Below are 26,843 nucleotides of genomic sequence, written 5' to 3' on the forward strand. Positions count from 1 at the left end.
CATGGACTTTTCCCGCTTTTTCATCGACAGGCCGATTTTCGCTGCCGTACTGTCGATTCTGATTTTTATCACAGGATTAATCGCCATCCCGCTTCTGCCGGTGAGTGAATATCCTGACGTCGTACCGCCAAGCGTGCAGGTGCGCGCGGAGTATCCGGGCGCCAACCCGAAAGTGATTGCCGAGACCGTGGCGACGCCGCTGGAAGAGGCGATCAACGGCGTCGAGAACATGATGTACATGAAATCCGTTGCCGGCTCGGACGGCGTGCTGGTTACTACCGTCACGTTCCGTCCGGGTACCGATCCGGATCAGGCGCAGGTGCAGGTGCAAAACCGCGTAGCACAGGCCGAGGCGCGTCTGCCGGAAGACGTGCGGCGCCTGGGCATCACGACGCAGAAGCAGTCGCCAACGCTGACGCTGGTGGTGCATCTGTTCTCGCCCAACGGTAAGTACGATTCACTGTATATGCGGAACTACGCCACGCTGAAGGTGAAGGACGAGCTGGCGCGTCTGCCCGGCGTCGGCCAGATTCAGATTTTCGGCTCCGGTGAATACGCGATGCGCATCTGGCTGGATCCGAACAAGGTCGCGGCCCGCGGGCTGACCGCCTCGGACGTGGTCACGGCAATGCAGGAGCAGAACGTGCAGGTCTCCGCGGGCCAGCTTGGCGCCGAGCCGCTGCCGAAAGAGAGCGATTTCCTGATCTCCATTAACGCCCAGGGTCGTCTGCATACCGAAGAAGAGTTTGGCAACATTGTCCTGAAAACGTCGGAGGACGGTTCGGTCGTCCGCCTGCGTGACGTGGCGCGGATTGAAATGGGTTCCGGCAGCTATGCGCTGCGTTCCCAGCTTAACAATAAAGACGCGGTCGGGATTGGTATCTTCCAGTCACCGGGGGCGAACGCCATCGATTTGTCTAACGCGGTGCGCGCCAAAATGGACGAGCTGTCCACCCGTTTCCCGGAAGATATGAAGTGGGCGGCACCTTACGATCCGACGGTTTTCGTGCGCGACTCCATCCGTGCGGTGGTGCAAACCCTGCTGGAAGCGGTGGTGCTGGTTGTACTGGTGGTGATCCTGTTCCTGCAAACCTGGCGCGCGTCGATCATTCCGCTGATTGCGGTGCCGGTGTCGGTGGTGGGGACGTTCAGCATTCTCTATCTGCTGGGCTTTTCGCTTAACACCCTGAGTTTATTCGGGCTGGTGCTGGCGATTGGTATCGTGGTGGACGATGCCATCGTGGTGGTGGAAAACGTCGAGCGAAACATTGAAGAGGGGCTTGCGCCGCTTGCGGCGGCGCATCAGGCGATGCGTGAAGTTTCCGGGCCCATTATCGCGATTGCGCTGGTGCTGTGCGCGGTGTTCGTGCCGATGGCGTTCCTCTCAGGCGTAACCGGTCAGTTCTACAAGCAGTTTGCGGTGACGATAGCGATTTCGACGGTGATCTCCGCCATCAACTCGCTAACGCTCTCTCCGGCGCTGGCGGCGCTGCTGTTAAAACCGCACGGCGCGCCGAAAGACTTCCCGACCCGGCTTATCGATCGCCTGTTTGGCTGGATTTTCCGTCCGTTTAACCGCTTTTTCCATCGTAGCTCTAACGGCTATCAGGGGCTGGTGGGCAAAACGCTTGGCCGACGCGGCGCGGTGTTTGTGGTGTATCTGCTGCTGCTGTGTGCCGCGGGCGTCATGTTTAAAGCGGTACCCGGCGGGTTTATTCCGACACAGGATAAGCTCTACCTGATTGGCGGCGTGAAGATGCCGGAAGGCTCGTCGCTGGCGCGCACCGACGCGGTGATCCGCAAAATGAGCGAAATCGGCATGAATACCGAAGGCGTGGACTACGCGGTGGCTTTCCCGGGGCTGAATGCGCTGCAGTTTACCAACACGCCGAATACCGGGACGGTGTTTTTTGGCCTGAAGCCGTTCGACCAGCGCAAGCACTCTGCGGCGGAAATTAACGCGGAGATCAACGCGAAAATCGCGCAAATCCAGCAGGGCTTTGGTTTCTCCATTCTGCCGCCGCCGATTCTGGGGCTGGGTCAGGGGTCAGGCTACTCGCTGTATATTCAGGATCGCGCGGGTCTGGGCTATGGCGCGCTGCAAAACGCGGTGAACACCATGTCCGGTGCGATTATGCAGACGCCGGGAATGCACTTCCCAATCTCAACCTATCAGGCTAACGTTCCGCAGCTGGACGTGCAGGTTGACCGCGATAAGGCGAAAGCGCAGGGCGTGTCGCTGACCGATCTGTTCGGTACGCTGCAAACCTATCTGGGCTCGTCGTACGTGAACGACTTCAACCAGTTCGGGCGCACCTGGCGCGTGATGGCGCAGGCAGACGGGCAGTTCCGCGACAGCGTGGAAGATATTGCGAATTTACGCACCCGGAATAGCCAGGGCGAAATGGTGCCGATTGGCAGTATGGTGAAAATCACGACCACCTACGGACCGGATCCGGTTATCCGCTACAATGGCTACCCGGCGGCGGATCTGATTGGCGATGCCGACCCGCGCGTACTCTCGTCCGCGCAGGCGATGACGCAGCTGGACGCGATGTCTAAGCAGATCCTGCCGAATGGAATGAACATTGAATGGACGGATCTGAGCTTCCAGCAGGCCACGCAGGGCAATACGGCGCTGATCGTATTCCCGGTCGCGGTACTGCTGGCGTTCCTGGTGCTGGCGGCGCTGTATGAAAGCTGGACGCTGCCGCTGGCGGTGATCCTCATCGTTCCGATGACCATGCTTTCCGCGCTGTTTGGCGTCTGGCTGACCGGGGGCGATAACAACGTCTTCGTGCAGGTGGGGCTGGTGGTGTTGATGGGGCTGGCCTGTAAAAACGCGATTCTTATCGTGGAGTTTGCCCGCGAGCTGGAAATTCAGGGTAAAGGCATCATGGAAGCAGCGCTGGAAGCGTGCCGCCTGCGTTTACGTCCGATTGTGATGACATCCATCGCCTTTATCGCCGGGACCATTCCGCTGATCCTCGGCCACGGCGCGGGCGCAGAAGTGCGCGGCGTCACCGGGATTACGGTCTTCTCCGGGATGCTGGGCGTGACGCTGTTTGGTCTGTTCCTGACGCCGGTCTTTTACGTGACGCTGCGTAAGTTCGTGACGCGCGGCAAAGTGGAAAGAGAGGTTCTGCCTGCGTAGGGATATCGCAGATAACAAAAAAACCGCACTCACTATGAGGGCGGTTTTTTTTTGCGTAAATTACTGGGCTTTTTTGTACTGGGCAATCAGTTCAGGTAAAGGATCGCACCCGCTGGTATCGGCTTTTTTGACCTCGTCCAGCGCGCTTGCCACGGTGTGGCGCGCTAATACCGCGAGCGAGGCCTGCTCTGCTTCTTCGGAAATAGATTTGAAGTACCAGCATGCGTTCGCGCTGACCACGCAGCGGGCCGGCACGTCCGGGCGCGACGCCCAGAGTTTTTTATCTTCGGTGACTGAAAGGTAGATATCGCGCAGGGTAATCTCTTCCGGCGGACGTCCAAGATGAATTGAGCCGTTGCGGCCAAGCGTTGAGACGATAATGCCGTCACGCGTGAGTGGAACCATCAATTTGCGGATAAAGCTCGGGTTGGCTTCCAGGCCGTAGGCCAGAATCGCACTCGTCGAACGTTCACCTAGTTGCTCCGCCATCGCTACGCTGAGAACCATCTGCAAAGCTGTCGGGAAGCGGTAATCTAACATTTCTCTTTCCTGGGTTGCGGTGAATCTTGTTCTTTTTGGCACCGCAGAGGTGAATAAGCAATAAACAACAATATAACAAATACGGTAATTTTTTTGAAGCAATCTGCGGCATTTGCGATCAAACCCCCTGTTCCGGTTTAGCTATACGTGCGGTTCGGGAAGTCAACCGTCACCAGCAGGCCACCTTCTGCGGAAGTATTCAGGTTTACGCTGCTGCCGTGCTGCTGTGCAACGGCTTTGACAATGGCAAGCCCCAGTCCGCTCCCGCTTTGCAGCTGATTGGGATCGCGGAAAAACCGGTCGAATACGCGCTCGCGCAATTCAACCGGGATACCCGGCCCCCGATCGGAGACGCGTAGCTGGGCTGATTTATCTGCTGAGCGTACCTCTACCTGAATCCGCCCGCCCTCAGGACTGTACTTCACGGCGTTTTCAATGAGATTGTCTATAAGCGACATCAGACGCTCCCTGACGCCAGCGATCCAAATCTCATCCTCAGCGAAGAATTCCAGCTCAATCTTGCGCCCGGACGCTAGCGGCTCCAGCGCAGCCATCCGCTCTTGTATGAGCGAGGTTAGCGGCACGGGCTCCATCGCGGTGTCAATGCGCGCTTCACTATGCATCATCAGCAGCAGCTGGTTGACGAGACGGGCCGCCCGGCTATTGCTGCGCACAATCCCTGCAAGCAGCTGCCGCTGGCTCTCGCTGCTCACCCAGGACTGCAGCGCCTCCACGTTGATGCGCATCGCGGCCAGCGGCGTACGCAGCTCGTGCGCGGCGTCCGCAATGAATACCCGTTCGCGTTCAGCGCTTTCCCGCACTCTGGCAAGAAAATCATTTATCGCGTCCACCATCTGGCGGAGTTCCTTATGCCCGGGAACAGCCTTTAAAGGGGAGAGATCGTCAGGCGAACGTAATGAGATCTCATTAACCACCTTGCTCCAGGGGCGCATCGCAATGCGGATTGACAGCCACGCAGGAAACAGAAGAAAAGGAATGCATACCAGCAGCGGCATAATGTAGTAGCCCCGCGAGTTCAGGTAGATAAAGAAGTTCCAGCTTCCGGCAGGGGTGAAAAGGGTAACCTCCACGTCGGAGTGGGGGGATTTAAGCGTGCGGCTCGTCCAGGCGTGACCTTCACTCTGAACGCGCTGCATTTCGCCCAGTCTGGTGTTTTTTACCCCCGTAGGTGCACCATCAGAAGAGAAAATAACCTCGTTGTTTTTGCGAACGATCAGGTTAATCGACAACTCCGGATCTTCACCGCCGCCATAGCCTTCCCGCAACGCTTTGCTGAATGCTTCCAGGACATCATTACGATCTTGCGGGCGCTCGTCACTGAGATCAACCAGAGTAAAAATGGTTTCGTAAGTCTTACTTCCCGTGAGTATCGGAGGGCTACGCAGGTCTTCCAATAAAATAAAGGTTAAAAAAAGACACCACAGCAGGGTAAGCAGCAGCATCTGGGCGATGATAATTCGCCGTACCAGCGTTGGGCGCCTCAGTTGGTGCCAGACATTTCGCATTAATCTGTCACCTTCTGGATTGCGACGGTATCAATGACATACCCGACGCCTCGCACCGTTCGTACATAGCCGTCACCAATTTTTCGCCGCAAATTCCCCATATGCACGTCGAGCGCATTGCTGAGATTTTCCTTCGCGCCAAATATCCTCTCTTCCAGGAACCGCCGCGTGATCACCCGGTCAGCGCGCAGCATCAACGTTTCAAGCAGCGCATATTCACTGGCCGTCAACTCAACGTGACGCGCGTTCACCGTTACGCGACGCGTCGGGATATGAAGCGATAAACTCCTGATTTCTATCGCTTCATTTTCAAAACCGTAGCTGCGTCGCGCAAGGGCTCTGACTCGCGCCAGCAGTTCGGCGAGAACGAAGGGTTTGACAAGATAGTCGTCTGCGCCAGCATCCAGCCCGCACAGGCGATCCTGCAGGGTGCCTCGCGCCGTCAGGATAATGACGGGGATCCCCTTAAGCTGCTGGCGCAAACGCGTCATCAGGCTCATGCCGTCGCCGTCGGGCAGCCCCAGGTCGAGCAGAATAAGTTCCGGCACGCCGACCTCAAGCTGATGCAGCGCATCCTCTTTACGGCGAACCCATATGACATCAAATCCTTGATCTGAGAGAGCGATACGTACGCCATTGCCGAGATCCAGGTCGTCTTCGATTAGTAAGATTTTCACATTGGTAACTGTATCAACAGTGAATGAAGAACAACTTAAGAAAAAAACGGTAGCAGGAAATCCGTTCGGTTGACAGCGCCCGCACGCGCTTCAGCCGTTCTTCATTTTCGGCTCATAAGAACCTCAGGGTGAGTATTCAGAATGAGTGCTCTGGCGTGTAAACCGCTTGCATCGCAATCATTTGAATCCAAAGGACTTCTTCAATGAGTAACATCGAACTGCGTCATTCTTTCCCCTATTTACTTCCGAGCCGCAGACTGAAAAACATCGTGCCGGGCGTTATTCTGGCGTTACTGGCTACCCCGGTACTGGCGGCAGAGCAGAAACAGGGCAATGTCTTAACCCTGGGGGGAGGCGTGGACGTCGCGCCACGCTACTCGGGTTCGGATAAAAGCCGGGTCTCGGCAGCTCAGGTAGTAGATTATTCCATGGCAAATGGTTTCTTTATCAGCACCACGCGGGGTATCGGTTACGGAAACAACATTGGCAACCTGGATTACAACGCCGCAGTGAGCTACCGAACAGGCCGTAAAGATAAAGACGTGAGCAGTGATTCGATCAGCTCCGGCAGCGACTACCTGCGGGGGATGGGCGATATCAAGGGTTCCGCTATCGTGGTGCCGGGTCTGGGGTATAAGGTGACCGACTGGCTCAATCTGCAGCTGCAGGCTGAGATCCCGGTTTCTGAGAGAGACAACGGTGAGGCGGTGCATTTCGGCATTTCCAGCCCGCTCTATACATCGTCGAAAAATGCGGTGACGCTGGGGCTGACGGGCAGCTGGGGTTCCGGCAAGTACATGCAAACGTACTATGGGGTTAATGCTGCCCAGTCCGCCGCATCGGGATTTGCCCGACATGACGCCGGAGCGGGAATTTACGCCTGGTCGATGAACCTTGACTGGACCTACAGGCTCACCTCGCGCTGGAGCGTTCTCACCTCCGCGGGCGTAACGCAGTTGACGGGGGATGCGGGTGATAGCCCGATCGTGCAACGTAAAACGTCGCCAACGGGAAGCCTGAAGGTGACGTACAGTTTCTGATTGCAGGTTGCTTATAGATATGAGCGCGCAATAGCGACGAATTTGAACCGCCCCGGAAAGATGATGGGGCGGTAGTTTTTAAATGATGCTTAACAGCAGTCAGAATAATGAGTTGACTGACGTTTTATTAAGAACTGAGAGGCATCGACCTGACTCCGGAGCATTTGGAAACCATAACCTCACTGAGAAGTGTGTCAATATTACGTGGCTATAATCCCTGTCCGGAGAATAAAGTGCTCGGAAAATTATTGTTAAAGTACATGCCAGGGTTACAAAATTTGTTAGCCTACGATAAAAGCTGGCTAAAACATGATGTTAAAGCTGGATTATCCGTCGCGGCTGTAGCGCTACCCGTTGCTATTGCTTATGCTGAATTGGCGGGTGTTGGGGCAATAGTGGGGCTCTATTCCTGCGTTTTACCGATGATAGCTTATGCACTGTTTGGTTCTTCACGTCAGCTTATTGTTGGCCCTGATGCAACGACCTGCGCCGTGATTGCAGCCGTCGTGTTTCCTCTTTCTGCAGGCAATCCTGAACTGCACTGGCAACTGACGATCGTCATGACATTGATGATGGGCGGGTGGTGCCTGCTTGCCAGTAAATTCCATCTGGGTGCACTTGCCGATCTCCTTTCTCATCCCATTCTTACAGGGTTGCTTAATGGCGTAGCCGTGACGATTATTGTCGGGCAATTAGGCAAGGTTTTGGGGATCAAGCTCGATGAAGCGCAGGTTATTGAGAAAATACTGGCCTTGCCAGGCCGACTTTTAGACAGCCATGTATTAACAATAGGGATATCACTTTTAACGTTAATTATTTTAATGGTTATCAAAACGTATCGCAGCAACTGGCCAGCACCTCTGATTGCCATTGTGATAACAACGATACTGGTATGGGGAACATCTGCGCAACAGTATGGTATTGCCACGATTGGGGGGGATGGCTTCCAGCCTGGTTTACCCGTCGTTAACTGGGGGGCGTTCCAGCCCGGTCCGATGCGAGAATTAGTGATCCCGGCGCTGAACCTGGCTTTAGTAAGTTTTGTCAGTCTGATGCTGACCGCCCGCAGTTTCGCCGCGAAAAATGGCTATGAAATTAATGCTGATGCAGAGTTCCGGGCACTGGGTATTGCGAACATTATGTCTGGGTTATCTCAGGGATTTGCCATCAGTGGAGCCGATTCCCGGACCGCGGTTAATGATTCCGTTGGGGGGAAAAGTCAGCTGGTTTCCATAGTCGCAGCCTTACTGATAGGTTTAGTGGTGGTATTTTTCACGCAGCCATTACAATTTATTCCGGTATCTGCATTAGGTATTGTTCTAATGTATGCATCGTGGTCATTAATTGATTTACGTGGTTTATGGAACCTGAGGCGAAGAAATAAACAGGCATTTCGCCTGGCCTTCTTCACGTTTGGCTGTGTTTTAATCATCGGTGTAATCCAGGGGATCGGCCTTGCGGTGTTGCTTGGCCTGTTACAGTTCCTGCGTACGGTATTTCGTCCCTCTGAGCACTTACTCGGGACTGACGAAAATGGAATGATCCACTCATTAGGTAATACAACCGATATTAAAATGGTCCCGGGCGTGCTGATGTATCGATTTAACTCACCGTTGACCTATTTTAATGTGGCTTATTTTAAACGTCGGGTATTGAACCTGGTTGATGGTGCAGCAGTACAACCTAAATGGGTGGTTATTGATGCCGTGGCTTGCTTCACCTATTCAGATATCAGTGTCCTGGCAACCATTAATGAGTTAAAGCGTGACCTGAAAGCCCGACAGATTATGTTAATCCTTGCGGGCAGGAAAACGGAATTAACACGTTGGTTTAAAGAAAGTCGGCCAACGATGAATGATGATGACATGATTCTGGCGCCAGACCTCTATTTGGCACTCCGGTTCATTCAAAGCAAAGAAAGTGTGAGTGAATCAGGTGGTGATGCACAACCAAACCCTGGTTAAAGGCTTGCTCGCCACCCGCGAGCAAGCCATATCCCTTAGCGGTACAACGTCTTTTCCGCAACCGGAACAACCAACGCCGATCGCCAGTCCGCCAGCGTCAGCTGCGCAAGCCTGCCGAGCGCGATATAGAACGGATGCCCGGCGTTGTCGACAAACACCGACAGAAAGCGGGTGCTCCACGGCAGCAGATGCCACGCCAGAAGCCGATCGCACTCCGACTCGCGGCCATTCTCGGCCAGCCATGCCGCCAGCTGCAGCAGGGTGCCGAAATGATCTTCCGGTTCATTTTGCTGCATCTGAAACGCGATATTGTTTTCCCGCATCCACTGGCGCAGCGCGAGGGTCGAATCGCCAAACAGCACGGATTCACGGTCCAGCCAGACGGAACCCCACGGCGGAGCGGGCAGGGCATAAGGACCAATGAACAGCCGTTGCCAGGCATCCGTCAGCGGCTCATCGGAAGATGAGGCAAAGGTTTCGGCAACGGGCAGCAGCGTTTCCGGCGGCAGGGGCCAGTCCTCTATCCATTCGCCAGCGGTAAGTGCCTGCACCAGCGGGGCTGTCTGCTCGCTGTCAGGCGCGAAGTAAAACAGCGCGCCCAGTACGCGGGCGCTGAACGCGAACGAGTCACGGTGTGAGACGTCTTTCATTAAACCTTCCTTGCTCGCGCGGTTATGTCCGCGCGACGTGATTAACCATTAATACAGACCAAAGCATAAACCAGGGTCATAGAATTCACCCCTTACACCTTCTCAATCTGCACCAGATTGGTGTGCTGCGGGTTGCCTTTTGCCAGCGGTGACGGGCGGTGCGTGGTCAGGGTGTTGATACACGAGCCGTGGTCGATACGATCGCCATTCATATTGGCATCGTGCCAGGCTCCCTGGCCCATGGCGCTTACGCCTGGCATGATGCGCGGCGTGACTTTCGCTTCTATTCTCACCTCACCGCGATCGTTAAAGACGCGCACCGTATCGCCGTTTTTAATGCCACGTTTCGCGGCATCAACGGGATTCAGCCAGACCTCCTGGCGGCAGGCCGCTTGCAGCACGTCGACGTTACCGTAGCTCGAGTGGGTGCGGGCTTTAAAATGGAAGCCAAACAGCTGCAGCGGGAACTGCGCGCGCTCGGGCGCATCCCAGCCGTCAAAGGTGGATGCATAGACGGGCAGCGGGCTGATCGTCTCATCTTTTGCCAGCTCCCAGGTCGCCGCAATATCCGCCAGCTTGCTGGAATAAATTTCAATCTTGCCTGAGGGCGTTTTAAGCGGGTTGGCTTCCGGGTTCTCGCGGAATTTTTTATAGGCCACAAAGTGTCCGTTCGGATCTTTGCGCTTATAGATGCCCATTTTTTTCAGCTCGTCATAGGACGGCAGCGTGGGATCTTTAGCGAGCATTTTGGCATACAGATACTGCAGCCACTCTTCCTGCGTTCGCCCTTCGGTAAATTTCTGATAGATATCCGGTCCGAGGCGTTTCGCCACTTCGCTCATGATCCAGTAGATAGGCTTGCGCTCAAACTTCGGCGCGGTCACGGGCTGGAGAAAAATCAGGTAACCCATGTTCCCGGCGTAATCGTTAGGGATAATGTCTTCCTGCTCGACGGTCATTAAATCTGGCAGCAGGATATCGGCGTATTTCGCCGATGAGGTCATAAAGTTGTCGATCACCACGATGGTTTCGCACTTGCTTTCGTCCTGCAGAATATCGTGGGTTTTATTGATATCGGAGTGCTGGTTAATAATGGTGTTGCCCGCATAGTTCCAGATGAACTTAATCGGCACGTCCAGCTTATCTTTACCGCGTACCCCGTCGCGCAGAGCGGTCATTTCCGGGCCGCGGGCGATGGCGTCCGTCCAGCTGAAGCAGGAAATTTGCGTTTTGACCGGGTTTTCCGGCAGCGGCATACGTTCGATAGTGATGGTGTAGGTCGACTCACGGGCGCCGCTGTTGCCGCCGTTGATCCCCACGTTGCCGGTCAGAATCGGCAGCATCGCGATGGCGCGGGAGGTCAGTTCACCGTTCGCCTGACGCTGTGGTCCCCAGCCCTGGCAGATATAGGCCGGCTTCGCGGATCCAATCTCGCGGGCCAGTTTAATGATGCGGTCTGCAGGAATGCCGGTGATGCGCGAGGCCCACTCCGGCGTTTTCGCCGTGTTGTCCTCACCCTGGCCGAGAATGTACGCTTTATAGTGACCATTCGCGGGGGCACCTTCCGGCAGCGTTTTTTCGTCGTAGCCAACGCAGTATTTGTCCAGGAACGGCTGGTCAACCAGGTTTTCGTCGATCAATACCCAGGCGATCCCCGCCACCAGGGCGGCATCGGTACCCGGACGGATCGGGATCCACTCGTCTTCGCGTCCGGCTGCCGTATCGGTGTAGCGCGGATCAATGACAATCATGCGTGCGTTAGAACGCTCGCGGGCCTGCTCCAGATAGTAAGTAATCCCGCCGCCGCTCATGCGCGTTTCCGCCGGGTTATTGCCGAACATCACCACCAGTTTGGTATTTTCGATATCCGAGGTGCTGTTGCCGTCGTTGCTGCCGTAGGTATAAGGCATCGCGCAGGCGATTTGCGCCGTGCTGTAGGTGCCGTAGTGGCTCAGGAAACCGCCGTAGCAGTTCATCAGGCGCGCCACCAGCGAAGCGTAAGGGGAGGAGCGGGTGATATTGCCGCCGACAATCCCGGAGGAGTAATTAATATACACCGCTTCGTTGCCGTACTTGCTGACCACGTCTTTCAGGCTGGTGGTGATGACGTTCAGCGCTTCGTCCCAGCTGATGCGCTCGAATTTGCCTTCACCCCGCTTACCCACGCGTTTCATCGGGTAGTTCAGACGGTCGGGGTGGTTGATGCGGCGGCGAATGGAGCGCCCGCGCAGGCAGGCCCGGACCTGGTGATTGCCGTAGATATCCTCACCGGTGTTATCCGTTTCGACCCAGTACACTTCGTCATCGCGGACGTGCAGACGCAACGCGCAGCGGCTGCCGCAGTTGACCGAACAGGCGCCCCAGACCACTTTATCTTCTGCCGGTTTCATTGCATTTTGTACCGCGGCTGCGGCGCTTTTCAGTCCAAAAGGCAACGAAATTCCGCCAGCGGCAAGCGCCAGAGAACCTATCGCCGTAGATTTCACGAGTGTTCGACGGCTAATCCCGCCGTGATGTTCGATATCGGACATGGCTCACCCCACCATTGTGATTACGTATTATTTTTCCCGAAATGATAACCGGGCTAATGATGGGGTGAGTGTTACTTATTTGGAGGTATTAAATATTAATCCTTGTCAAATCAAAGGGGATTGGCGGTGATTTACTGAGGTTCAGCTGGTGCATTATCCTGATTGCCGGCCGCCGCCCCGCTGCCCGTACGGGTGTACAAAATTTTAAAGGTGTCGTTGGCACAGTGGCCCACCACCTGAGCGTCCGGCTGGTCAGCCTGATCGTTCGGCACAATATTCAGCGTAAAACCTGACTCCGGCACGCCGTTGTTGATGATCTTCTGCTGAATGTCGCTTTTCACGCGCTCGCAGGAGTCCGGTGCCGCCAGCGCGGCCGTTGAGGCACTCATTAACAGCAGGGCGGTAATCCAGGGTAACCGTTTCATCTGTAGCTCCTTTTCTCTGTGTAGAGATTAATTTTAGCAGGCTTCGTGTAAACAACTGTATTTGCTAATATGATTGGGAATAATCTCTCTGTATTGGTAAAGAATGTGAAGAAATATGCAGCGATAACGCTCCTGGCAGCTACTCTCGCAGGGTGTGATAACAACTCCGCGCCGCTGTCGTTTACGCCCGAGATGGCGAGTTTTTCGAACGAATTCGATTTCGACCCTCTTCGCGGCCCGGTCAAGGATTTTACCCAGACGCTGTTCAACGAGAAGGGTGAAGTATCCAAACGGGTCACCGGCACTGTGTCGGCGGAAGGGTGTTTTGATACGCTGGAGCTGCACGACCTGGAGGCTAACACGGGCGTAGCGCTGGTGCTGGATGCAAACTACTACATCGATGCAGAAACCCAGCAGCGTAAGGTGAAGCTGCAGGGCAAATGCCAGCTGGCCGAACTGCCGTCAGCCGGGGTGACGTGGGATACCGACGACAACGGCTTTGTGGTGGCCGCACATGGTAAAGAGATGGAGGTGAAGTACCGCTACGATGCGGATGGCTACCCGCTGGGCAAAACCACCGTCTCCGGGGATCAGCATTTATCGGTACAGTCGACGCCGTCTAAGGATCTGCGCAAAAGAATGGATTACTCGGCCGTGAGCCTGTTAAACGATAAGCCGCTGGGCAACGTTACGCAGAGCTGCGACTACGATCGCCACAATAACCCGGTGAGCTGCGATCTGACGATCACGGACGACAGCGTCAAACCCGCCGTTGAGCGCAAGTACACCATCAAAAACACGATTGAGTATTACTGAGAATGAAACCGCGCAGGCTACTGCGCGGTTGGTTTCAGCAGGCTGGCACCTGAGGGCTTGTGACCGGCCAGATGCTGATGCTGGAAAATGCACATGCGGATGGTATTCCGGTATTCACCATTGATAAAGAACTCATGAATCAGCTCGCCTTCTACCATAAAGCCCAGCTTGCGGTAGATATGGATCGCTTTTTCGTTCTCTTTATCCACGATCAGATAAAGCTTGTAGAGATTAAGTACGTTGAATCCGTAATCCATCGCCAGCTTCGCCGCCCGGGAGGCCAGGCCTTTCCCCTGGTGCTCCGGCGAAATAATGATCTGGAACTCCGCCCGGCGGTGAACGTGGTTGATCTCAACCAGCTCCACCAGCCCGGCTTTGTCGCCTTCACACTCCACCACAAAACGACGCTCGCTCTGATCGTGAATGTGCTTGTCGTAAAGATCCGACAGCTCGACAAAGGCCTCGTACGGCTCTTCGAACCAGTAGCGCATCACGCTGGCGTTATTGTCGAGCTGGTGGACAAAGCGCAGGTCTTCACGCTCCAGCGGCCGGAGTTTTACGTCACAGGGCGCAGACATTATGGGGCTACCGTACGACCAGTGCGGCGATCCAGGCAGCGCAGGGTGTTCGGCTCCCAGTAGGCATTGACGTTCGCACTTTGCTGACACTTATCGCGTGCGTCAAAGGCGACATCTTCTTTGTCCCACTCTTTTTCAGCACGTTTGTTGACCTTCTGACGAAGGCTGCGGGTGTCATTCCATTGTTCTTTGTCCATCGCGGCATTCTGGCGGCTTTGCGCGCTGTCACCAGACTCAATAATGAGCTTGCTGGTTTCCGCTGTCGCAGAGGCGGCAAAGGCGAACGATGACAGCGCCAGCAGGGCTGTCAGACAAAGGCGTTTGCTTAATGTAGTCATAGCGTTTCCTTTTAAATGGGTGCAGATGAGCAAGTTTCCCCGTTCAGATTCTACACCAAAGAGCAATAACGGCATACCCGCGACACGGGTATGGAAAAGTAAAAGATATCTTCAGGTACGCTGCCTAAATGAATCGTCACCTGAAGTGAAACAGGCACAAAATGATGGGTTTTAGGGGGACGAGCAGGCGACCGTTTTTGTGATCGTTAGCCGATTTTATGATCATCATACTTGTATGGTAGTTATGTGAGTGGGTAAATTTCCGTCATCACAACGAACGATGTAAGGAAAGGAATTATGAAGATTGTCGCGGCTGACGTGTTTGTTACCTGCCCGGGACGGAACTTTGTCACCCTTAAAATCACTACCGATGAAGGGATCGTTGGCCTCGGTGACGCCACGCTGAACGGGCGTGAGCTCTCCGTTGCTTCCTACCTGAAAGATCATCTCTGCCCGCAGCTGATTGGCCGCGACGCGCACCGCATCGAAGATATCTGGCAATTCTTCTATAAGGGCGCCTACTGGCGCCGCGGGCCGGTCACCATGTCGGCAATTTCCGCCGTGGATATGGCGCTCTGGGACATCAAAGCCAAAGCGGCCAATATGCCGCTCTATCAGCTGCTGGGCGGCGCATCCCGTGAGGGCGTAATGGTCTACTGCCACACCACCGGGCACACCATTGACGACGTGCTGGAAGATTACGCCCGCCATAAGGAGATGGGCTTTAAGGCGATCCGCGTCCAGTGCGGCGTGCCGGGTATGAAAACCACCTACGGCATGGCTAAAGGGAAGGGGTTGGCCTACGAGCCCGCCACCAAAGGCGACTGGCCGGAAGAGCAGCTCTGGTCCACCGAGAAATACCTCGATTTCACGCCAAAACTGTTTGACGCGGTGCGCAGTAAATTTGGCTTCAATGAGCATCTCCTGCATGACATGCACCACCGCCTGACGCCCATCGAAGCGGCGCGCTTCGGCAAGAGTATCGAAGCGTTCCGCATGTTCTGGATGGAAGACCCAACGCCTGCGGAAAACCAGGAGTGCTTCCGCCTGATCCGCCAGCATACCGTCACGCCAATTGCGGTGGGCGAGGTGTTCAACAGCATCTGGGACTGCAAGCAGCTTATCGAAGAGCAGCTTATCGACTATATCCGCACCACTATCACCCATGCGGGGGGGATCACCGGGATGCGCCGCATCGCGGACTTCGCGTCGCTCTATCAGGTGCGTACCGGCTCGCACGGACCGTCCGATCTGTCGCCGATCTGCCACGCGGCCGCGCTGCATTTCGACCTGTGGGTGCCGAACTTCGGCGTGCAGGAATATATGGGATACTCCGAACAGATGCTGGAAGTCTTCCCGCACAGCTGGCGCTTTGATAACGGCTATATGCATCCGGGCGAGAAGCCGGGGCTGGGCATTGAGTTTGATGAAAAGCTGGCGGCGAAATACCCGTACGATCCGGCCTATCTGCCGGTGGCCCGTCTCGAAGACGGCACGCTGTGGAACTGGTAACCGAGGAGCGAACGATGAAAAGCGTAGTGATTCAACAGCCGAACCAGCTGGTAATTGAAGAGCGTCCGTGCCCGGAGCCAGGCGCAGGGGAAGTCCGCGTCAAAATCAAGCTGGCCGGGATCTGCGGGTCAGACAGCCACATCTACCGCGGGCATAATCCGTTTGCAAAATATCCGCGCGTGATTGGCCACGAGTTTTTTGGCACGATCGACGCCGTGGGCGAGGGCGTAGAACCGTCCCGGTTAGGGGAGCGCGTTTCGGTGGATCCGGTGATCAGCTGCGGGCACTGCTACCCGTGCTCCGTCGGCAAGCCTAACGTCTGCACCTCGCTGGTGGTGCTGGGCGTCCACCGCGACGGCGGATTCAGCGAATATGCCGCCGTGCCCGCTAAAAATGCCTGGCGCATCCCGGATGCGATCCCGGATAAACACGCCGTGATGGTTGAACCTTTCACCATTGCCGCCAACGTGACGGGGCAGGCTAGCCCTACCGAACAGGACGTTGCGCTGATCTACGGCGCAGGGCCGATGGGACTGGTCACCGTACAGGCGCTGAAGGGCGTCTACAACGTGAAGCAGGTTATCGTCGTCGACAGAATCAATGAGCGTCTGGCCATGGCCCAGCGCAGCGGCGCGGACTGGGTCTTTAATAACGGCGAAAAGTCGCTGCAGGCCGCGCTGGACGAAAAAGGCATCAAGCCGACGCTGATTATTGATGCCGCCTGTCATCCGTCGATTTTGCAGGAGGCGGTCACCCTGGCTTCCCCGGCGGCGCGCATCGTGCTGATGGGCTTCTCCAGCGAGCCGAGCCAGATAGTCCAGCAGGGGATTACTGGTAAAGAGCTGGCGATCTTCTCCTCGCGCCTCAATGCCAACAAATTCCCGGTCGTCATCGACTGGCTTGAAAAAGGGCTGATCGATCCGGAAAAACTGATCACCCATACCTTTGACTATCACCATGTAACAGACGCCATCGAACTGTTTGAAAAAGACCAGCGGCAGTGCTGCAAGGTTTTACTGACGTTCGGGCAATAACCCTACACGCGGTTAAGGGCCCGCGAAGACGGGCTCTCAGTGGTACGCATCTTACCTTTAGAGATAGCCATTATGACGCAAGCACAACCTCAAAGAACTACCTCAGATCTGGTGAAAGCCGCCGTTTCCGGCTGGCTGGGCACCGCGCTGGAGTTTATGGATTTCCAGCTCTACTCGCTGGGGGCGGCGCTGGTATTTCATGAAATCTTCTTCCCGGAACAGTCGGCCGCGATGGCGCTGATTCTGGCGATGGGAACCTACGGCGCGGGCTACATCGCGCGTATCGTCGGGGCCTTTATCTTCGGCAGAATGGGCGACAGCATTGGCCGTAAAAAGGTGCTGTTTATCACCATCACCATGATGGGGATCTGCACCACGCTGATTGGCGTGCTGCCGACCTACGCGCAGATCGGCATTTTTGCGCCCGTACTGCTGGTGACGCTGCGTATCATTCAGGGGCTGGGTGCCGGGGCGGAGATCTCCGGGGCCGGGACCATGCTGGCGGAGTACGCCCCAAAAGGGAAACGCGGCATCATCTCCTCGCTGGTGGCGATGGGGACTAACTGCGGGACGCTGAGCGCCACGGCGATCTGGGCCATTATGTTCTTCGCCCTCGATCGTGAACAGTTGCTCGCCTGGGGCTGGCGCGTGCCGTTCCTTGCCAGCGTCGTGGTGATGATCTTTGCCATCTGGCTGCGAATGAACCTCAAGGAGAGCCCGATCTTTGAGAAAGTAAACGATGCAGAAACAGTGCAGCCGGACACCTCGCTGGGTTCAATGGTGAAAAGTAAATCCTTCTGGCTGGCGACCGGCCTGCGCTTCGGTCAGGCGGGCAACTCCGGGCTGATCCAGACCTTCCTCGCGGGTTATCTGGTCCAGACGCTGCTGTTCGATAAAGCGATTCCCACCGACGCGCTGATGATAAGTTCTATTCTCGGGTTTATCTCCATCCCGCTGCTGGGCTGGCTTTCCGACAAAGTGGGGCGCAGGCTGCCGTACATTATCTTCAATATCTCCGCCATTATTCTGGCGTACCCGATGCTGTCGATTATCGTCGATAAGAGCTATGCGCCGGGGACAATCATGCTCTCGATCATCGTTATCCATAACTTCGCCGTGCTGGGGCTGTTTGCGCTGGAAAATATCACCATGGCGGAGATGTTTGGCTCGCGAAATCGCTTTACCCGTATGGCTATCTCCAAGGAGGCGGGCGGTCTGGTGGCGGTGGGTTTTGGCCCGGTACTGGCGGGGATTTTCTGCAATATGACGGGTTCCTGGTGGCCGATTGTAGCCATGCTGGTGGCCTATTCCGTGATTGGGCTGGTTTCGGCGTTCCTGATGCCGGAAGTCCGCGACCGCGACCTCAGCGCGGCTGAAGATGCCGCCGAGGCCGCGCCGAAAGAGCGCGTGGGTTACGGCGCGGTCTCCACGCGACGCTAGCGGTTTACATCTTTCGTGACTTATCACACAACTTTTTGTTTATGTCACACCACCTGAGCAAAAGTTAATATAAATCAAAAACTCAAACGGCAGTATCAGTATGGTTGATGGCAGTAATTTTTTACCCCGACTGCCATTCTAGTTGGTGTAGTCAGCAGGCGCTGCTGCTCTGGACTAGGGGCGGCAGCGATCCACAGCTTTCTAATTAGCGAGTCTTAATCATGGAAAACACCTTATTACAGGCCAACGCGACGCTGCCTCAGTACGATCGCGACAGCCTTAAAGCACGCATTGTACATTTAGGCTTCGGCGCATTTCACCGCGCGCATCAGGCGGTGTATGCGGACATCCTCGCGGCTGAACACGGCAGCGACTGGGGCTACTGTGAGGTTAACCTGATTGGCGGCGAGCAGCAGATTGCCGACCTGAAGGCGCAGGATAACCTCTACACCGTAGCGGAAATGTCTGCCGATGCCTGGACGTCCCGCGTGGTTGGCGTAGTCAAAAAGGCCCTGCACGCGCAGGTCGACGGGCTGGAAAGCGTGTTGGCGGCAATGTGTGAACCGCAGGTGGCGATTGTCTCGCTGACCATCACCGAAAAAGGCTACTGCCACTCTCCGGCAACCGGGCAACTGATGCTCGATCATCCTTTCATCGTTGCCGACCTGCAAAACCCGCATCAGCCGAAATCCGCGCCGGGCGTGGTGGTGGAAGCGCTGTCGCGCCGTAAAGCGGCGGGGCTGCCCGCGTTTAGCGTGATGTCCTGCGACAACATGCCGGAGAACGGTCACGTGATGCGCAATGTCACCTGCGCGTACGCCCGGGCGGTAGACGGCGAGCTGGCGGACTGGATCGAGGCTAACGTCACCTTCCCGTCAACCATGGTGGACCGCATCGTGCCGGCGGTCACACCCGATACGCTGGATAAAATCGCGCAGCTGACCGGCGTACGCGATCCGGCGGCGGTGGCCTGCGAGCCGTTCCGCCAGTGGGTTATCGAGGATAACTTTGTGGCCGGGCGTCCGGAATGGGAAAAAGCCGGAGCCGAACTGGTTTCAGACGTGATCCCGTTTGAAGAGATGAAGCTACGCATGCTCAACGGCAGCCACTCTTTCCTGGCCTACCTGGGCTATCTGGCCGGTTATCAGCACATCAATGAGTGTATGGAAGACGAACACTATCGCGTCGCCGCGCACGCGCTGATGCTTAACGAGCAGGCGCCGACCCTGAAAGTGAAGGGCGTCGATTTAGAACGCTACGCTGACCTGCTGATCGCCCGTTACAGTAACCCGGCCCTGCGCCACCGTACCTGGCAAATTGCGATGGACGGCAGCCAGAAGCTTCCGCAGCGGATGCTGGATCCTGCGCGCTGGCACCTGGTGCACCAGACGCCTTTCCCACTGCTGGCGCTGGGCGTGGCTGGGTGGATGCGCTATGTCGGCGGTGTGGACGAGCAGGGGAACGCCATCGACGTGAGCGATCCGCAGCTGGCGGTGATTCAGGCGGCGGTGAAGGGAAGTGCCGAAGGGGAAAGCCGGGTTAACGCGCTGCTCGGCATTGAGGCCATTTTTGGGAAAGAGTTGCCGCGAGAAAAAGCCTTTACAGATGCCGTGATGAGCGCGTATCAGACGCTGCTGCAGAAGGGGGCTAAGACCACGGTGGCGGAGTACGTGGCGCATTTGTAATTCAACACATGCCGCCGTTCGCGGCGGCATGTCGGCGCACAATTTAGTGCATACCCAGACGAATCAGTTCAATTGGTTCGAACTTACCTTCGCATCCTTCCACTTCCACCGTTTTGCCACGGCGCACCTGCGCGGCATCCAGCCCGTCGCTGTGAATCGCCTTAATCACGCCGGTTTTGCCGGTGCCGCTAATCATGACGCGGCTGCCGGTGGTGATTGCATTGCGGTTACGGTCGTATGTCATCATGGTATTTTCTCCTCTCTAAACTTTCCGTTACGGCGCTATTTCAGGTTTTGCCGCTCACGGGGCACTATAAATACGCCTGTCTGCCAGTCATGTTTTTGTTTTTGATCAAACTCACACTTTTTTCTTTATACATGGGGCGTTGACGCTTCACGACGGCAATTTACAAAGCAGACCGTTATTTTCACTTATTGATAGTTTCTACGGGTAAGCGTTGAGGATTGGTTTATATTCCCGATGCCATTCTGGTTGCAGGAAATAACCCTTCATCGGAATAAGGAGTCAGGCTTATGTATAAGAAGATTTTGATGCCTGTTGACGTGTTTGAAATGGATTTAAGCGACAAAGCGGTTCGCCACGCGGCTAACCTCGCAAAGGCCGAGGGCGCGTCGATTACCCTGGTCAATATTCTGCCTGCCAGCAGTCGGTCTCTGCTGCGCGGATTCAACGCCGATATTAAAAAGTTTGAAGAGTATATGAGCGCAGAATCCGGGAAGAAAATGAACGAGTTAAAACGACTGTTCGATATCTCCCCGGAGAATATTCACACTCTGGTTCGTTTTGGCAGCGTCCGCGATGAAATTATCAAGCTGAGCAAAGAAGGGGAATATGACGTGATTGTCATCGGGTCAAAAAATCCGGGCATCACCACCCATCTGTTGGGGTCAAATGCGGAATCTATTCTGCGCTACGCCACAATTCCGGTGTTAGTCGTTCGCTAATTACGGTGCCGCCCGCGAAAAGGGCGGCAAATATCACTCTTCGCTAAACCACTCGCTATTTTCCTGACGAATAAGCTGCACGGATTCGCCTATCTCCTGCAGATGCAGGGTCATCGCTTTTTCCACGCCGTCCGGGTCGCGTTTTTCCAGCGCGCTGAAAATATCGTGATGCTGGCGGAGCAGCATTTCCGGCGGGGAGACGTGATCGAGGCTCATGTAGCGCACCCGGTCAATGGTGGCCTTGATATTCTCGATGGTATCCCAGGCCAGCTGGCAGTCTGCAATTTGCGCCAGCTTCTGGTGAAACTCATCATCAAGCTGGAAGAAATCGTTGAGCTGTTTACGGTCAATCGCAATGCGCTGCTGATGCAGGTTTTGCTCCAGAAGGTAACACTGGTTGTCATTAATGAGCGTCGCGGCACGGCGCACCACAGCGCATTCAATCGCCTGGCGTACGAAACAGCCGTTGCGCACCTGTGAGAGTGAAATTTTGTTCACGTAGCTGCCGCGCTGCGGGCGGATCTGAATCAGGCCGTTCTCCGCAAGCTTAATAAACGCTTCACGCACCGGCTGACGGGACACGTCAAATCGCACGGAGACCTCTTTTTCAGAAAGCGGCGTTCCCGGTGGGATCAGGCAATGGACAATATCACGTCGCAAAATGCGATAGATTTGCTGGTTTACGGGCTGGGTGGGGTTGAGTTGCGATTCAGCGGCCATGAGTTGTCATTTCTCAGAGAGTTAGCCCGAACATACTACCATTCTTTTATAACCCGAAACAGACCCGGCCCGCGGGCCGGGAAGGGCTTATTTAGCCACGATGGACGCTAAGTCCGGCAAAACTCTGGCTGACCGGCATCATTTCCACGGTATTGATGTTGACGTGTTTTGGCAGCGTCGCGACCCACCAGACCGTTTCGGTGACATCTTCCGGCGTCAGGGCGTTGGCGTTTTCGTAGGTTTTATCCGCTTTTGCGTCATCGCCCTTGAAGCGCACGTTGGAGAATTCGGTGCCGCCTACCAGCCCCGGCTCAATATCGGTGACGCGAATGGCGGTGCCGTGCAGGTCGGTGCGCAGGTTCAGGCTGAACTGGCGCACAAACGCTTTGGTCGCGCCGTAGACATTACCGCCCGCGTAAGGCCAGCTCCCGGCGGTAGAACCGATGTTGATAATGTGGCCGCGGTTGCGCTCGACCATGCCCGGCAGCACCGCGCGGGTCATGTACACCAGCCCTTTGTTGTTGGTGTCGATCATGTTTTCCCAGTCTTCAACGCTGGCTTTGTGGGCAGGCTCCATGCCCAGCGCCAGACCGGCGTTGTTGACCAGCACGTCGATGGCGCGCCACTCTGCCGGCAGGCTGGCAATCATCTCTTCAATGGCCGCACGGTTACGCACGTCCAGCTGCGCGGTCAGGATGCTGTCACCTAAATCGTCCTTCAGCTCCTGAAGGCGCTCCTGACGACGACCCGTTGCAATCACCTTATGCCCGTTGGCGACGAAGCGACGCGTGATGCTTTCACCAAAACCTGCCGTTGCCCCGGTAACTAAAATAATCATCTCACTGTTCCTCAACGCTTTTTGTGTGGTACTAACATAGCACGCCCGCAGAGGGTGCGTTAAGGCAACATTTGTATGACGGCGTTGCAGGCGATGGCGGCCTGGCCTACTCTGGGAAGATATTCGTTCGGAGGAGTGAAAGATGACGGCCACCAACCCCTTTTTTGACATCAGCCTGCTGCCTTACCAGGCTCCCCATTTTGATACCATCAAAGACGAGCATTATCGTCCGGCCTTCGAAGAAGCGCTTCGCCAGAAGCGGGCGGACATAGAGGCGATAGTCTCTCACACCGCTGCGCCAGACTTCACTAACACCGTGCTGGCGCTGGAGAAAAGCGGCGTTATGCTCGCGCGCGTCAGCAGCGTTTTCTTCGCCATGACCTCCGCGCACACTAATGCGTACCTGCAGGAACTGGAGGAGCAGCTCTCCACCGAACTTGCCGCGCTGGCGAACGACATCTGGCTGAACGACATTCTTTTCGCCCGCGTCGAGAGCGTCTGGAAGGACCGCGCCGCGCTGGATGCCGAATCCCGTCGGCTGGTCGAGGAGACGTACCAGCGCTTTATTCTGGCCGGCGCGCGCCTGAATGAAGCGGAAAAAGCCGAGCTGAAGGCGCTGAATACCGAGGCCGCGTCCCTGACCAGCCAGTTTAACCAGCGCCTGCTGGCCGCTAACAACGCGGGCGGGCTGGTGGTGGATTACGCGCACCAGCTTGAAGGCCTGAGCGCCGAAGAGATTGCCGCCGCGGCGCAGGCCGCCGCGGAAAAAGGGCTTAACGACCGCTGGCTGATCCCGCTCCTGAATACGACACAGCAGCCTGCGCTAGCCGCGCTGCGCAATCGGCAGACGCGCGAAAACCTGTTCAACGCCGGCTGGACGCGCACCCAGAAAGGGGATGAAAACGACACCCGCACGCTGATCCTGCGCCTTACGGCGCTGCGGGCGCGCCAGGCCCGTCTGCTCGGCTTTGAGGATTACGCCAGCTGGAGCATTGCCGACCAGATGGCGAAAATCCCGGCCGCCGCGCTGGAATTTATGCGCGGCATTGTGCCTGCCGCCCGCGCCCGCGCGGAACGCGAGCAGGCCGATATTCAGAAGGTCATCGACGACGAGCAGGGTGGCTTCACCGTGCAGGCCTGGGACTGGGCCTTTTATGCCGAGCGCGTGCGTCAGGCGAAATATGCCCTCGATGAATCGCAGATTCGGCCCTATTTTGCGCTCAATACCGTATTGCAGGACGGTGTATTCTGGGCGGCCAGCCAGCTGTTTGGCATTCGTTTTGTGGAGCGTTTCGACATTCCGGTTTATCACCCTGACGTCCGCGTATGGGAAATTTTTGACCATACCGGTGAGGGCATGGCGCTGTTTTACGGCGACTTCTTCGCCCGCGATTCCAAGCAGGGCGGCGCCTGGATGGGCAATTTCATCGAGCAGTCCTTTGAGCTTGCTGCCCGCCCGGTGATCTACAACGTCTGCAACTACCAAAAGCCGGGTAACGGCGGCGTCGCGCTTCTGTCCTGGGATGACGTGATAACCCTGTTCCACGAGTTTGGCCATACCCTGCACGGTCTGTTTGCCAGCCAGCGCTTCGCCACGCTGTCCGGTACCAATACGCCGCGTGATTTCGTTGAATTCCCGTCGCAAATCAATGAGCACTGGGCCAGCCATCCTCAGGTGTTTAGCCACTATGCCCGTCATTACGAAACCGGTGACCCCATGCCGGACGCGCTGCGGGAAAGCATGCTCAACGCGACCCATTTCAACAAGGGCTATGACATGACGGAGCTGCTGAGTGCGGCGCTGCTGGACATGAACTGGCACGGCATCAGCGAGGCCGTGTCGAGCGTTGAAGAATTCGAAGCCGCCGCGTTGAAAAAAGAGGGGCTGGATCTGCCCGCTGTACCGCCGCGCTATCGCAGCAGCTACTTTGCCCATATTTTTGGCGGCGGCTACGCGGCGGGGTATTACGCCTACCTGTGGACGCAAATGCTGGCGGACGATGGCTATCAGTGGTTCGTGGAGCAGGGTGGATTGACGCGTGAAAACGGACAGAAATTCCGTGAGGCGATTTTGTCTCGCGGCAACAGCGCTGACTTAGCCGAACTTTATCGAAACTGGCGCGGACACGATCCGAAGATTGAACCGATGCTGGAGAATCGCGGGTTGAGCGCATAAAGCCACTTTTAGCTAAGAAGATAACCGGGCCCCGCGCCCGGTTTTTTTATAGGTCTGAAAGCTCGAAAATGGTCAAAAAAAGAACTGAAATTTACATTTATTAATAGTTTGAAATATATTTATATTAAATGTGCTTAAATTTAGGCGCTTTTACCAATCTCAATTTTATAATGCTCGCAAGTTTATTTAATTATTTATGCTGACTGGTACATGGCCATTTATTGCATATAAGAATCATCGCAAAAAGATGATTATTATATTTTTGTCTCAGCCTAAAGTATTAATTTTCTCTGCCGATTAGCATGGGTGTGGTCGTGGTGGAAACCCATTTCCATTAACCACAAGAAATAAGCCGTTATTAAAATTCATCTCCAGAAGATGAACCTATGCTAATTATTAAGGAAGAGTCATGTTTAAAAATCTCAACATCGGCACCCGGCTTACCATAGCATTTGGCGCAATTGTGGTTTTAATGTCCGTCGTCTGCGGGCTGCTCTATTTGAGCTTTGACAGAGTGACGGCCGTCAGCAAGCTCAACGTTCATAGCTATAAAGTGGTCGATAACCTTCGCTCCGTAACCGAAAACCTGATCAACATGGAAACCGGCATTCGCGGTTTTGCGCTCACCGGTAATCAGGACGTTCTTCAACCCTTCACGCAGGGGGATGAGAGGTTTAAAAGCAAAGTTGACGAAATTGCAGGGCTTACGCGTGATAACCCGTCGCAGCAGCAAAAATTAACCACCCTCTCCAGGCTTGAAGAAGAATGGAAAAAGTCATTTGCGCTGCCGTTAATCCAGCGAAGAGAGAGCGTATCCCGCGGGGGGGAAGAGATGGATGCGTTCATCAGTAGCCTGGAGCGTAATACCGGAAAAGAGCAAATGGACGCCATGCGGGGTGTTATTCAGCAAGCGCTGAGCGACGAGTACCGCATTATGGCTGAACGTCAAACCCGACTGGCTGAAGAACGCTTCCGTACGCGCATGATGATAATCCTGGGAATGATTGCGGCGGTTGTCACCGCGCTGCTGACGGGCATTTTGCTGTCGCGCAGTATTCTCCGACCGCTAAAGCAGGCCGTGAATACGGCGAACACCATTGCCGCCGGCGATCTCACCTCAACCATACGTATTACCCGGATGGATGAAACCGGCACGCTGCTTGCGGCTCTGGACAACATGCAGACCCAGTTGAAAACCCTTGTCACTGAAATCAAAGAGGCCGCGACGTCGGTGGATCTGGCTGCCGGTGAGATCGAGCAGGGCAATATGGAGTTATCGTCTCGTACCGAGGAGCAGGCGGCGGCGTTGCAGCAGACTGCCGCCAGCATGGAACAGCTGACGATGACCGTTCGGAACAATACCGAGGTCGCGGAGCATACGGCAACGTCAGCAAGAAAGACGGAAGCACTGGCACGTGAAGGTGAGTCTGCCGTGGGCGAAATGAGCGAAACGATGCAGAATATCTCGGCTAACGCCCTGAAGATAAAGGAAATCACCAGCGTTATAGAAGGGATTGCTTTCCAGACTAATATTCTGGCGCTGAATGCGGCGGTCGAGGCTGCACGTGCCGGTGAGCATGGTCGTGGCTTCGCCGTGGTGGCGACGGAAGTCAGAAATCTCGCTCAGCGCAGCGCAACGGCGTCCAAAGAAATTGGGGCGCTGATTGAGCATGCCGTTGAGGATGTCGATAACGGTGTGTCGGTGGCATCCAGAACGGCAGAGACGATTTTGCGGGCTGCGAGCAACGTGGCTACGCTTGCTGAAACTATGGACAGTCTTTCAATGGCCTCGGTTGAGCAAATGCAGGGCATCATGCAAATCAGCGCTGCTGTCACCCAGATGGATGGCGTGACGCAGGGTAATGCGGCGCTCGTTGAGCAGTCCGCAGCGGCATCGCAGGCGCTGACCGAGCAGTCCAGGGCACTGAAGCAGATGACGGAAAACTTTGCTATTTGAGCAGCAAAAGCATAATCAAAAGGTAAAGCTCCGGCGTTTTAAACGCGAATTTTAATCAAACCAGCAACGGGGGCGCTAATAAAAAGGGGCGTCCCCGTGAATAATGAAGAAAATAGCCGAGCGTCAGTGACAATTTAAAAATACTGACTACGATTTCGTAAAACGAAAATTTAAAAGGAGTTTCTGATGGCGATTGCTGTGGTGACAGTTTTACTCTTCCTGTTGATGTTCCCGGCGGCTATTCACATTTTGCTACAGCTCGTCGGAGGCTGGTGT

The 26,843-nt window shown here is 55.6% G+C and carries 22 protein-coding genes; 11 read left to right on the forward strand and 11 right to left on the reverse strand.

The window, feature by feature from the left end:
• Window position 1: 1 nt before the first annotated feature.
• A complete protein-coding gene (gene oqxB / locus OKF39_RS11290; protein WP_028012992.1) occupies window positions 2–3,154 on the forward strand; it encodes a multidrug efflux RND transporter permease subunit OqxB in 3,153 nt (1,050 codons plus the stop codon).
• 60 nt (window positions 3,155–3,214) lie between these two features.
• On the opposite strand, the gene oqxR is transcribed toward oqxB, so the two are convergent.
• From oqxR to OKF39_RS11305, 3 genes are all read right to left on the reverse strand, one after another.
• On the reverse strand, window positions 3,215–3,694 hold the full coding sequence (gene oqxR, locus OKF39_RS11295; protein ID WP_028012993.1) for an efflux pump transcriptional repressor OqxR: 480 nt from the start codon (window positions 3,692–3,694) through the stop codon (window positions 3,215–3,217).
• Window positions 3,695–3,831: 137 nt separating this feature from the next.
• The gene (locus OKF39_RS11300) at window positions 3,832–5,220 is read right to left on the reverse strand and encodes a sensor histidine kinase (protein ID WP_479983782.1); all 1,389 of its coding nucleotides are present in this window, start codon (window positions 5,218–5,220) and stop codon (window positions 3,832–3,834) included.
• Complete coding sequence (locus tag OKF39_RS11305) at window positions 5,220–5,897, reverse strand: response regulator (protein ID WP_028012995.1); 678 nt, start codon at window positions 5,895–5,897, stop codon at window positions 5,220–5,222. Before OKF39_RS11305 ends, OKF39_RS11300 begins: the two co-directional genes overlap by 1 nt.
• A gap of 203 nt (window positions 5,898–6,100) precedes the next feature.
• On the opposite strand from OKF39_RS11305, the gene OKF39_RS11310 reads away from it, so the two are divergent.
• Both OKF39_RS11310 and OKF39_RS11315 read left to right on the forward strand, forming a co-directional pair.
• Entirely contained in the window at window positions 6,101–6,937 is an 837-nt protein-coding gene (locus OKF39_RS11310) for a MipA/OmpV family protein (RefSeq protein ID WP_048956351.1), read from the forward strand.
• 233 nt (window positions 6,938–7,170) lie between these two features.
• Window positions 7,171–8,901: a SulP family inorganic anion transporter gene (locus OKF39_RS11315; protein ID WP_045631623.1), complete on the forward strand. Its 1,731-nt coding sequence runs from the start codon at window positions 7,171–7,173 to the stop codon at window positions 8,899–8,901.
• Window positions 8,902–8,936: 35 nt separating this feature from the next.
• Here OKF39_RS11315 and dmsD read toward each other — a convergent pair whose 3' ends face one another.
• From dmsD to OKF39_RS11330, 3 genes are all read right to left on the reverse strand, one after another.
• On the reverse strand, window positions 8,937–9,551 hold the full coding sequence (gene dmsD / locus OKF39_RS11320; protein ID WP_063942547.1) for a Tat proofreading chaperone DmsD: 615 nt from the start codon (window positions 9,549–9,551) through the stop codon (window positions 8,937–8,939).
• A gap of 92 nt (window positions 9,552–9,643) precedes the next feature.
• Entirely contained in the window at window positions 9,644–12,082 is a 2,439-nt protein-coding gene (gene ynfE / locus OKF39_RS11325; protein ID WP_063942546.1) for a selenate/tellurate reductase subunit YnfE, read from the reverse strand.
• 131 nt (window positions 12,083–12,213) lie between these two features.
• The gene (locus tag OKF39_RS11330) at window positions 12,214–12,507 is read right to left on the reverse strand and encodes a DUF1161 domain-containing protein (RefSeq protein ID WP_047368462.1); all 294 of its coding nucleotides are present in this window, start codon (window positions 12,505–12,507) and stop codon (window positions 12,214–12,216) included.
• A 69-nt stretch (window positions 12,508–12,576) separates the two neighbouring features.
• On the opposite strand from OKF39_RS11330, the gene OKF39_RS11335 reads away from it, so the two are divergent.
• Complete coding sequence (locus OKF39_RS11335; RefSeq protein WP_032644870.1) at window positions 12,577–13,323, forward strand: YnfC family lipoprotein; 747 nt, start codon at window positions 12,577–12,579, stop codon at window positions 13,321–13,323.
• A gap of 17 nt (window positions 13,324–13,340) precedes the next feature.
• Here the strand turns inward: OKF39_RS11335 and speG are convergent, their stop codons facing one another.
• A complete protein-coding gene (gene speG / locus OKF39_RS11340) occupies window positions 13,341–13,901 on the reverse strand; it encodes a spermidine N1-acetyltransferase (protein WP_041910220.1) in 561 nt (186 codons plus the stop codon).
• Window positions 13,901–14,239 (reverse strand): DUF1283 family protein, encoded by a 339-nt coding sequence (locus OKF39_RS11345; protein ID WP_008502414.1) that lies wholly within the window; start codon window positions 14,237–14,239, stop codon window positions 13,901–13,903. The genes speG and OKF39_RS11345 overlap by 1 nt, the downstream gene beginning before the upstream one ends.
• 297 nt (window positions 14,240–14,536) lie before the next feature.
• On the opposite strand from OKF39_RS11345, the gene manD reads away from it, so the two are divergent.
• From manD to OKF39_RS11365, 4 genes are all read left to right on the forward strand, one after another.
• Entirely contained in the window at window positions 14,537–15,751 is a 1,215-nt protein-coding gene (gene manD / locus OKF39_RS11350) for a D-mannonate dehydratase ManD (protein ID WP_028013004.1), read from the forward strand.
• A gap of 14 nt (window positions 15,752–15,765) precedes the next feature.
• Window positions 15,766–16,785 carry a Zn-dependent oxidoreductase gene (locus OKF39_RS11355; protein WP_063942543.1) on the forward strand — a complete coding sequence of 340 codons (1,020 nt, stop codon included), beginning with the start codon at window positions 15,766–15,768 and terminating at the stop codon, window positions 16,783–16,785.
• A gap of 72 nt (window positions 16,786–16,857) precedes the next feature.
• Window positions 16,858–18,225: an MFS transporter gene (locus OKF39_RS11360; RefSeq protein ID WP_063942542.1), complete on the forward strand. Its 1,368-nt coding sequence runs from the start codon at window positions 16,858–16,860 to the stop codon at window positions 18,223–18,225.
• Window positions 18,226–18,446: 221 nt separating this feature from the next.
• Window positions 18,447–19,910, forward strand: coding sequence for a mannitol dehydrogenase family protein (locus OKF39_RS11365; protein WP_063942541.1), 1,464 nt, complete (start codon window positions 18,447–18,449; stop codon window positions 19,908–19,910).
• Window positions 19,911–19,953: 43 nt separating this feature from the next.
• On the opposite strand, the gene ydfZ is transcribed toward OKF39_RS11365, so the two are convergent.
• Window positions 19,954–20,157, reverse strand: coding sequence for a putative selenium delivery protein YdfZ (gene ydfZ, locus OKF39_RS11370; protein WP_028013008.1), 204 nt, complete (start codon window positions 20,155–20,157; stop codon window positions 19,954–19,956).
• 287 nt (window positions 20,158–20,444) lie between these two features.
• On the opposite strand from ydfZ, the gene OKF39_RS11375 reads away from it, so the two are divergent.
• Entirely contained in the window at window positions 20,445–20,876 is a 432-nt protein-coding gene (locus OKF39_RS11375) for a universal stress protein (RefSeq protein ID WP_041910207.1), read from the forward strand.
• Window positions 20,877–20,909: 33 nt separating this feature from the next.
• Here the strand turns inward: OKF39_RS11375 and OKF39_RS11380 are convergent, their stop codons facing one another.
• Entirely contained in the window at window positions 20,910–21,596 is a 687-nt protein-coding gene (locus OKF39_RS11380) for a GntR family transcriptional regulator (RefSeq protein ID WP_028013010.1), read from the reverse strand.
• A gap of 91 nt (window positions 21,597–21,687) precedes the next feature.
• On the reverse strand, window positions 21,688–22,434 hold the full coding sequence (gene ydfG, locus OKF39_RS11385) for a bifunctional NADP-dependent 3-hydroxy acid dehydrogenase/3-hydroxypropionate dehydrogenase YdfG (protein ID WP_028013011.1): 747 nt from the start codon (window positions 22,432–22,434) through the stop codon (window positions 21,688–21,690).
• Between the two features lie 142 nt (window positions 22,435–22,576).
• On the opposite strand from ydfG, the gene dcp reads away from it, so the two are divergent.
• On the forward strand, window positions 22,577–24,610 hold the full coding sequence (gene dcp / locus OKF39_RS11390; RefSeq protein ID WP_479982919.1) for a peptidyl-dipeptidase Dcp: 2,034 nt from the start codon (window positions 22,577–22,579) through the stop codon (window positions 24,608–24,610).
• A 409-nt stretch (window positions 24,611–25,019) separates the two neighbouring features.
• A complete protein-coding gene (locus OKF39_RS11395; protein WP_479982920.1) occupies window positions 25,020–26,567 on the forward strand; it encodes a methyl-accepting chemotaxis protein in 1,548 nt (515 codons plus the stop codon).
• Window positions 26,568–26,843 lie beyond the last annotated feature (276 nt).

The organism is Enterobacter cloacae complex sp. HYC042_NIDB, assembly GCF_056673315.1.

Bases quoted from the DNA above. Each gene is read 5' to 3' on its own strand.
- oqxB (WP_028012992.1), top strand. From the start codon at position 2: ATGGACTTTTCCCGCTTTTTCATCGACAGGCCGATTTTCGCTGCCGTA.
- oqxR (WP_028012993.1), bottom strand. From the start codon at position 3,694: ATGTTAGATTACCGCTTCCCGACAGCTTTGCAGATGGTTCTCAGCGTA.
- OKF39_RS11300 (WP_479983782.1), bottom strand. From the start codon at position 5,220: ATGCGAAATGTCTGGCACCAACTGAGGCGCCCAACGCTGGTACGGCGA.
- OKF39_RS11310 (WP_048956351.1), top strand. From the start codon at position 6,101: ATGAGTAACATCGAACTGCGTCATTCTTTCCCCTATTTACTTCCGAGC.
- dmsD (WP_063942547.1), bottom strand. From the start codon at position 9,551: ATGAAAGACGTCTCACACCGTGACTCGTTCGCGTTCAGCGCCCGCGTA.
- ynfE (WP_063942546.1), bottom strand. From the start codon at position 12,082: ATGTCCGATATCGAACATCACGGCGGGATTAGCCGTCGAACACTCGTG.
- OKF39_RS11330 (WP_047368462.1), bottom strand. From the start codon at position 12,507: ATGAAACGGTTACCCTGGATTACCGCCCTGCTGTTAATGAGTGCCTCA.
- OKF39_RS11335 (WP_032644870.1), top strand. From the start codon at position 12,577: ATGATTGGGAATAATCTCTCTGTATTGGTAAAGAATGTGAAGAAATAT.
- speG (WP_041910220.1), bottom strand. From the start codon at position 13,901: ATGTCTGCGCCCTGTGACGTAAAACTCCGGCCGCTGGAGCGTGAAGAC.
- OKF39_RS11345 (WP_008502414.1), bottom strand. From the start codon at position 14,239: ATGACTACATTAAGCAAACGCCTTTGTCTGACAGCCCTGCTGGCGCTG.
- manD (WP_028013004.1), top strand. From the start codon at position 14,537: ATGAAGATTGTCGCGGCTGACGTGTTTGTTACCTGCCCGGGACGGAAC.
- OKF39_RS11355 (WP_063942543.1), top strand. From the start codon at position 15,766: ATGAAAAGCGTAGTGATTCAACAGCCGAACCAGCTGGTAATTGAAGAG.
- OKF39_RS11360 (WP_063942542.1), top strand. From the start codon at position 16,858: ATGACGCAAGCACAACCTCAAAGAACTACCTCAGATCTGGTGAAAGCC.
- OKF39_RS11365 (WP_063942541.1), top strand. From the start codon at position 18,447: ATGGAAAACACCTTATTACAGGCCAACGCGACGCTGCCTCAGTACGAT.
- ydfZ (WP_028013008.1), bottom strand. From the start codon at position 20,157: ATGATGACATACGACCGTAACCGCAATGCAATCACCACCGGCAGCCGC.
- OKF39_RS11375 (WP_041910207.1), top strand. From the start codon at position 20,445: ATGTATAAGAAGATTTTGATGCCTGTTGACGTGTTTGAAATGGATTTA.
- OKF39_RS11380 (WP_028013010.1), bottom strand. From the start codon at position 21,596: ATGGCCGCTGAATCGCAACTCAACCCCACCCAGCCCGTAAACCAGCAA.
- ydfG (WP_028013011.1), bottom strand. From the start codon at position 22,434: ATGATTATTTTAGTTACCGGGGCAACGGCAGGTTTTGGTGAAAGCATC.
- dcp (WP_479982919.1), top strand. From the start codon at position 22,577: ATGACGGCCACCAACCCCTTTTTTGACATCAGCCTGCTGCCTTACCAG.
- OKF39_RS11395 (WP_479982920.1), top strand. From the start codon at position 25,020: ATGTTTAAAAATCTCAACATCGGCACCCGGCTTACCATAGCATTTGGC.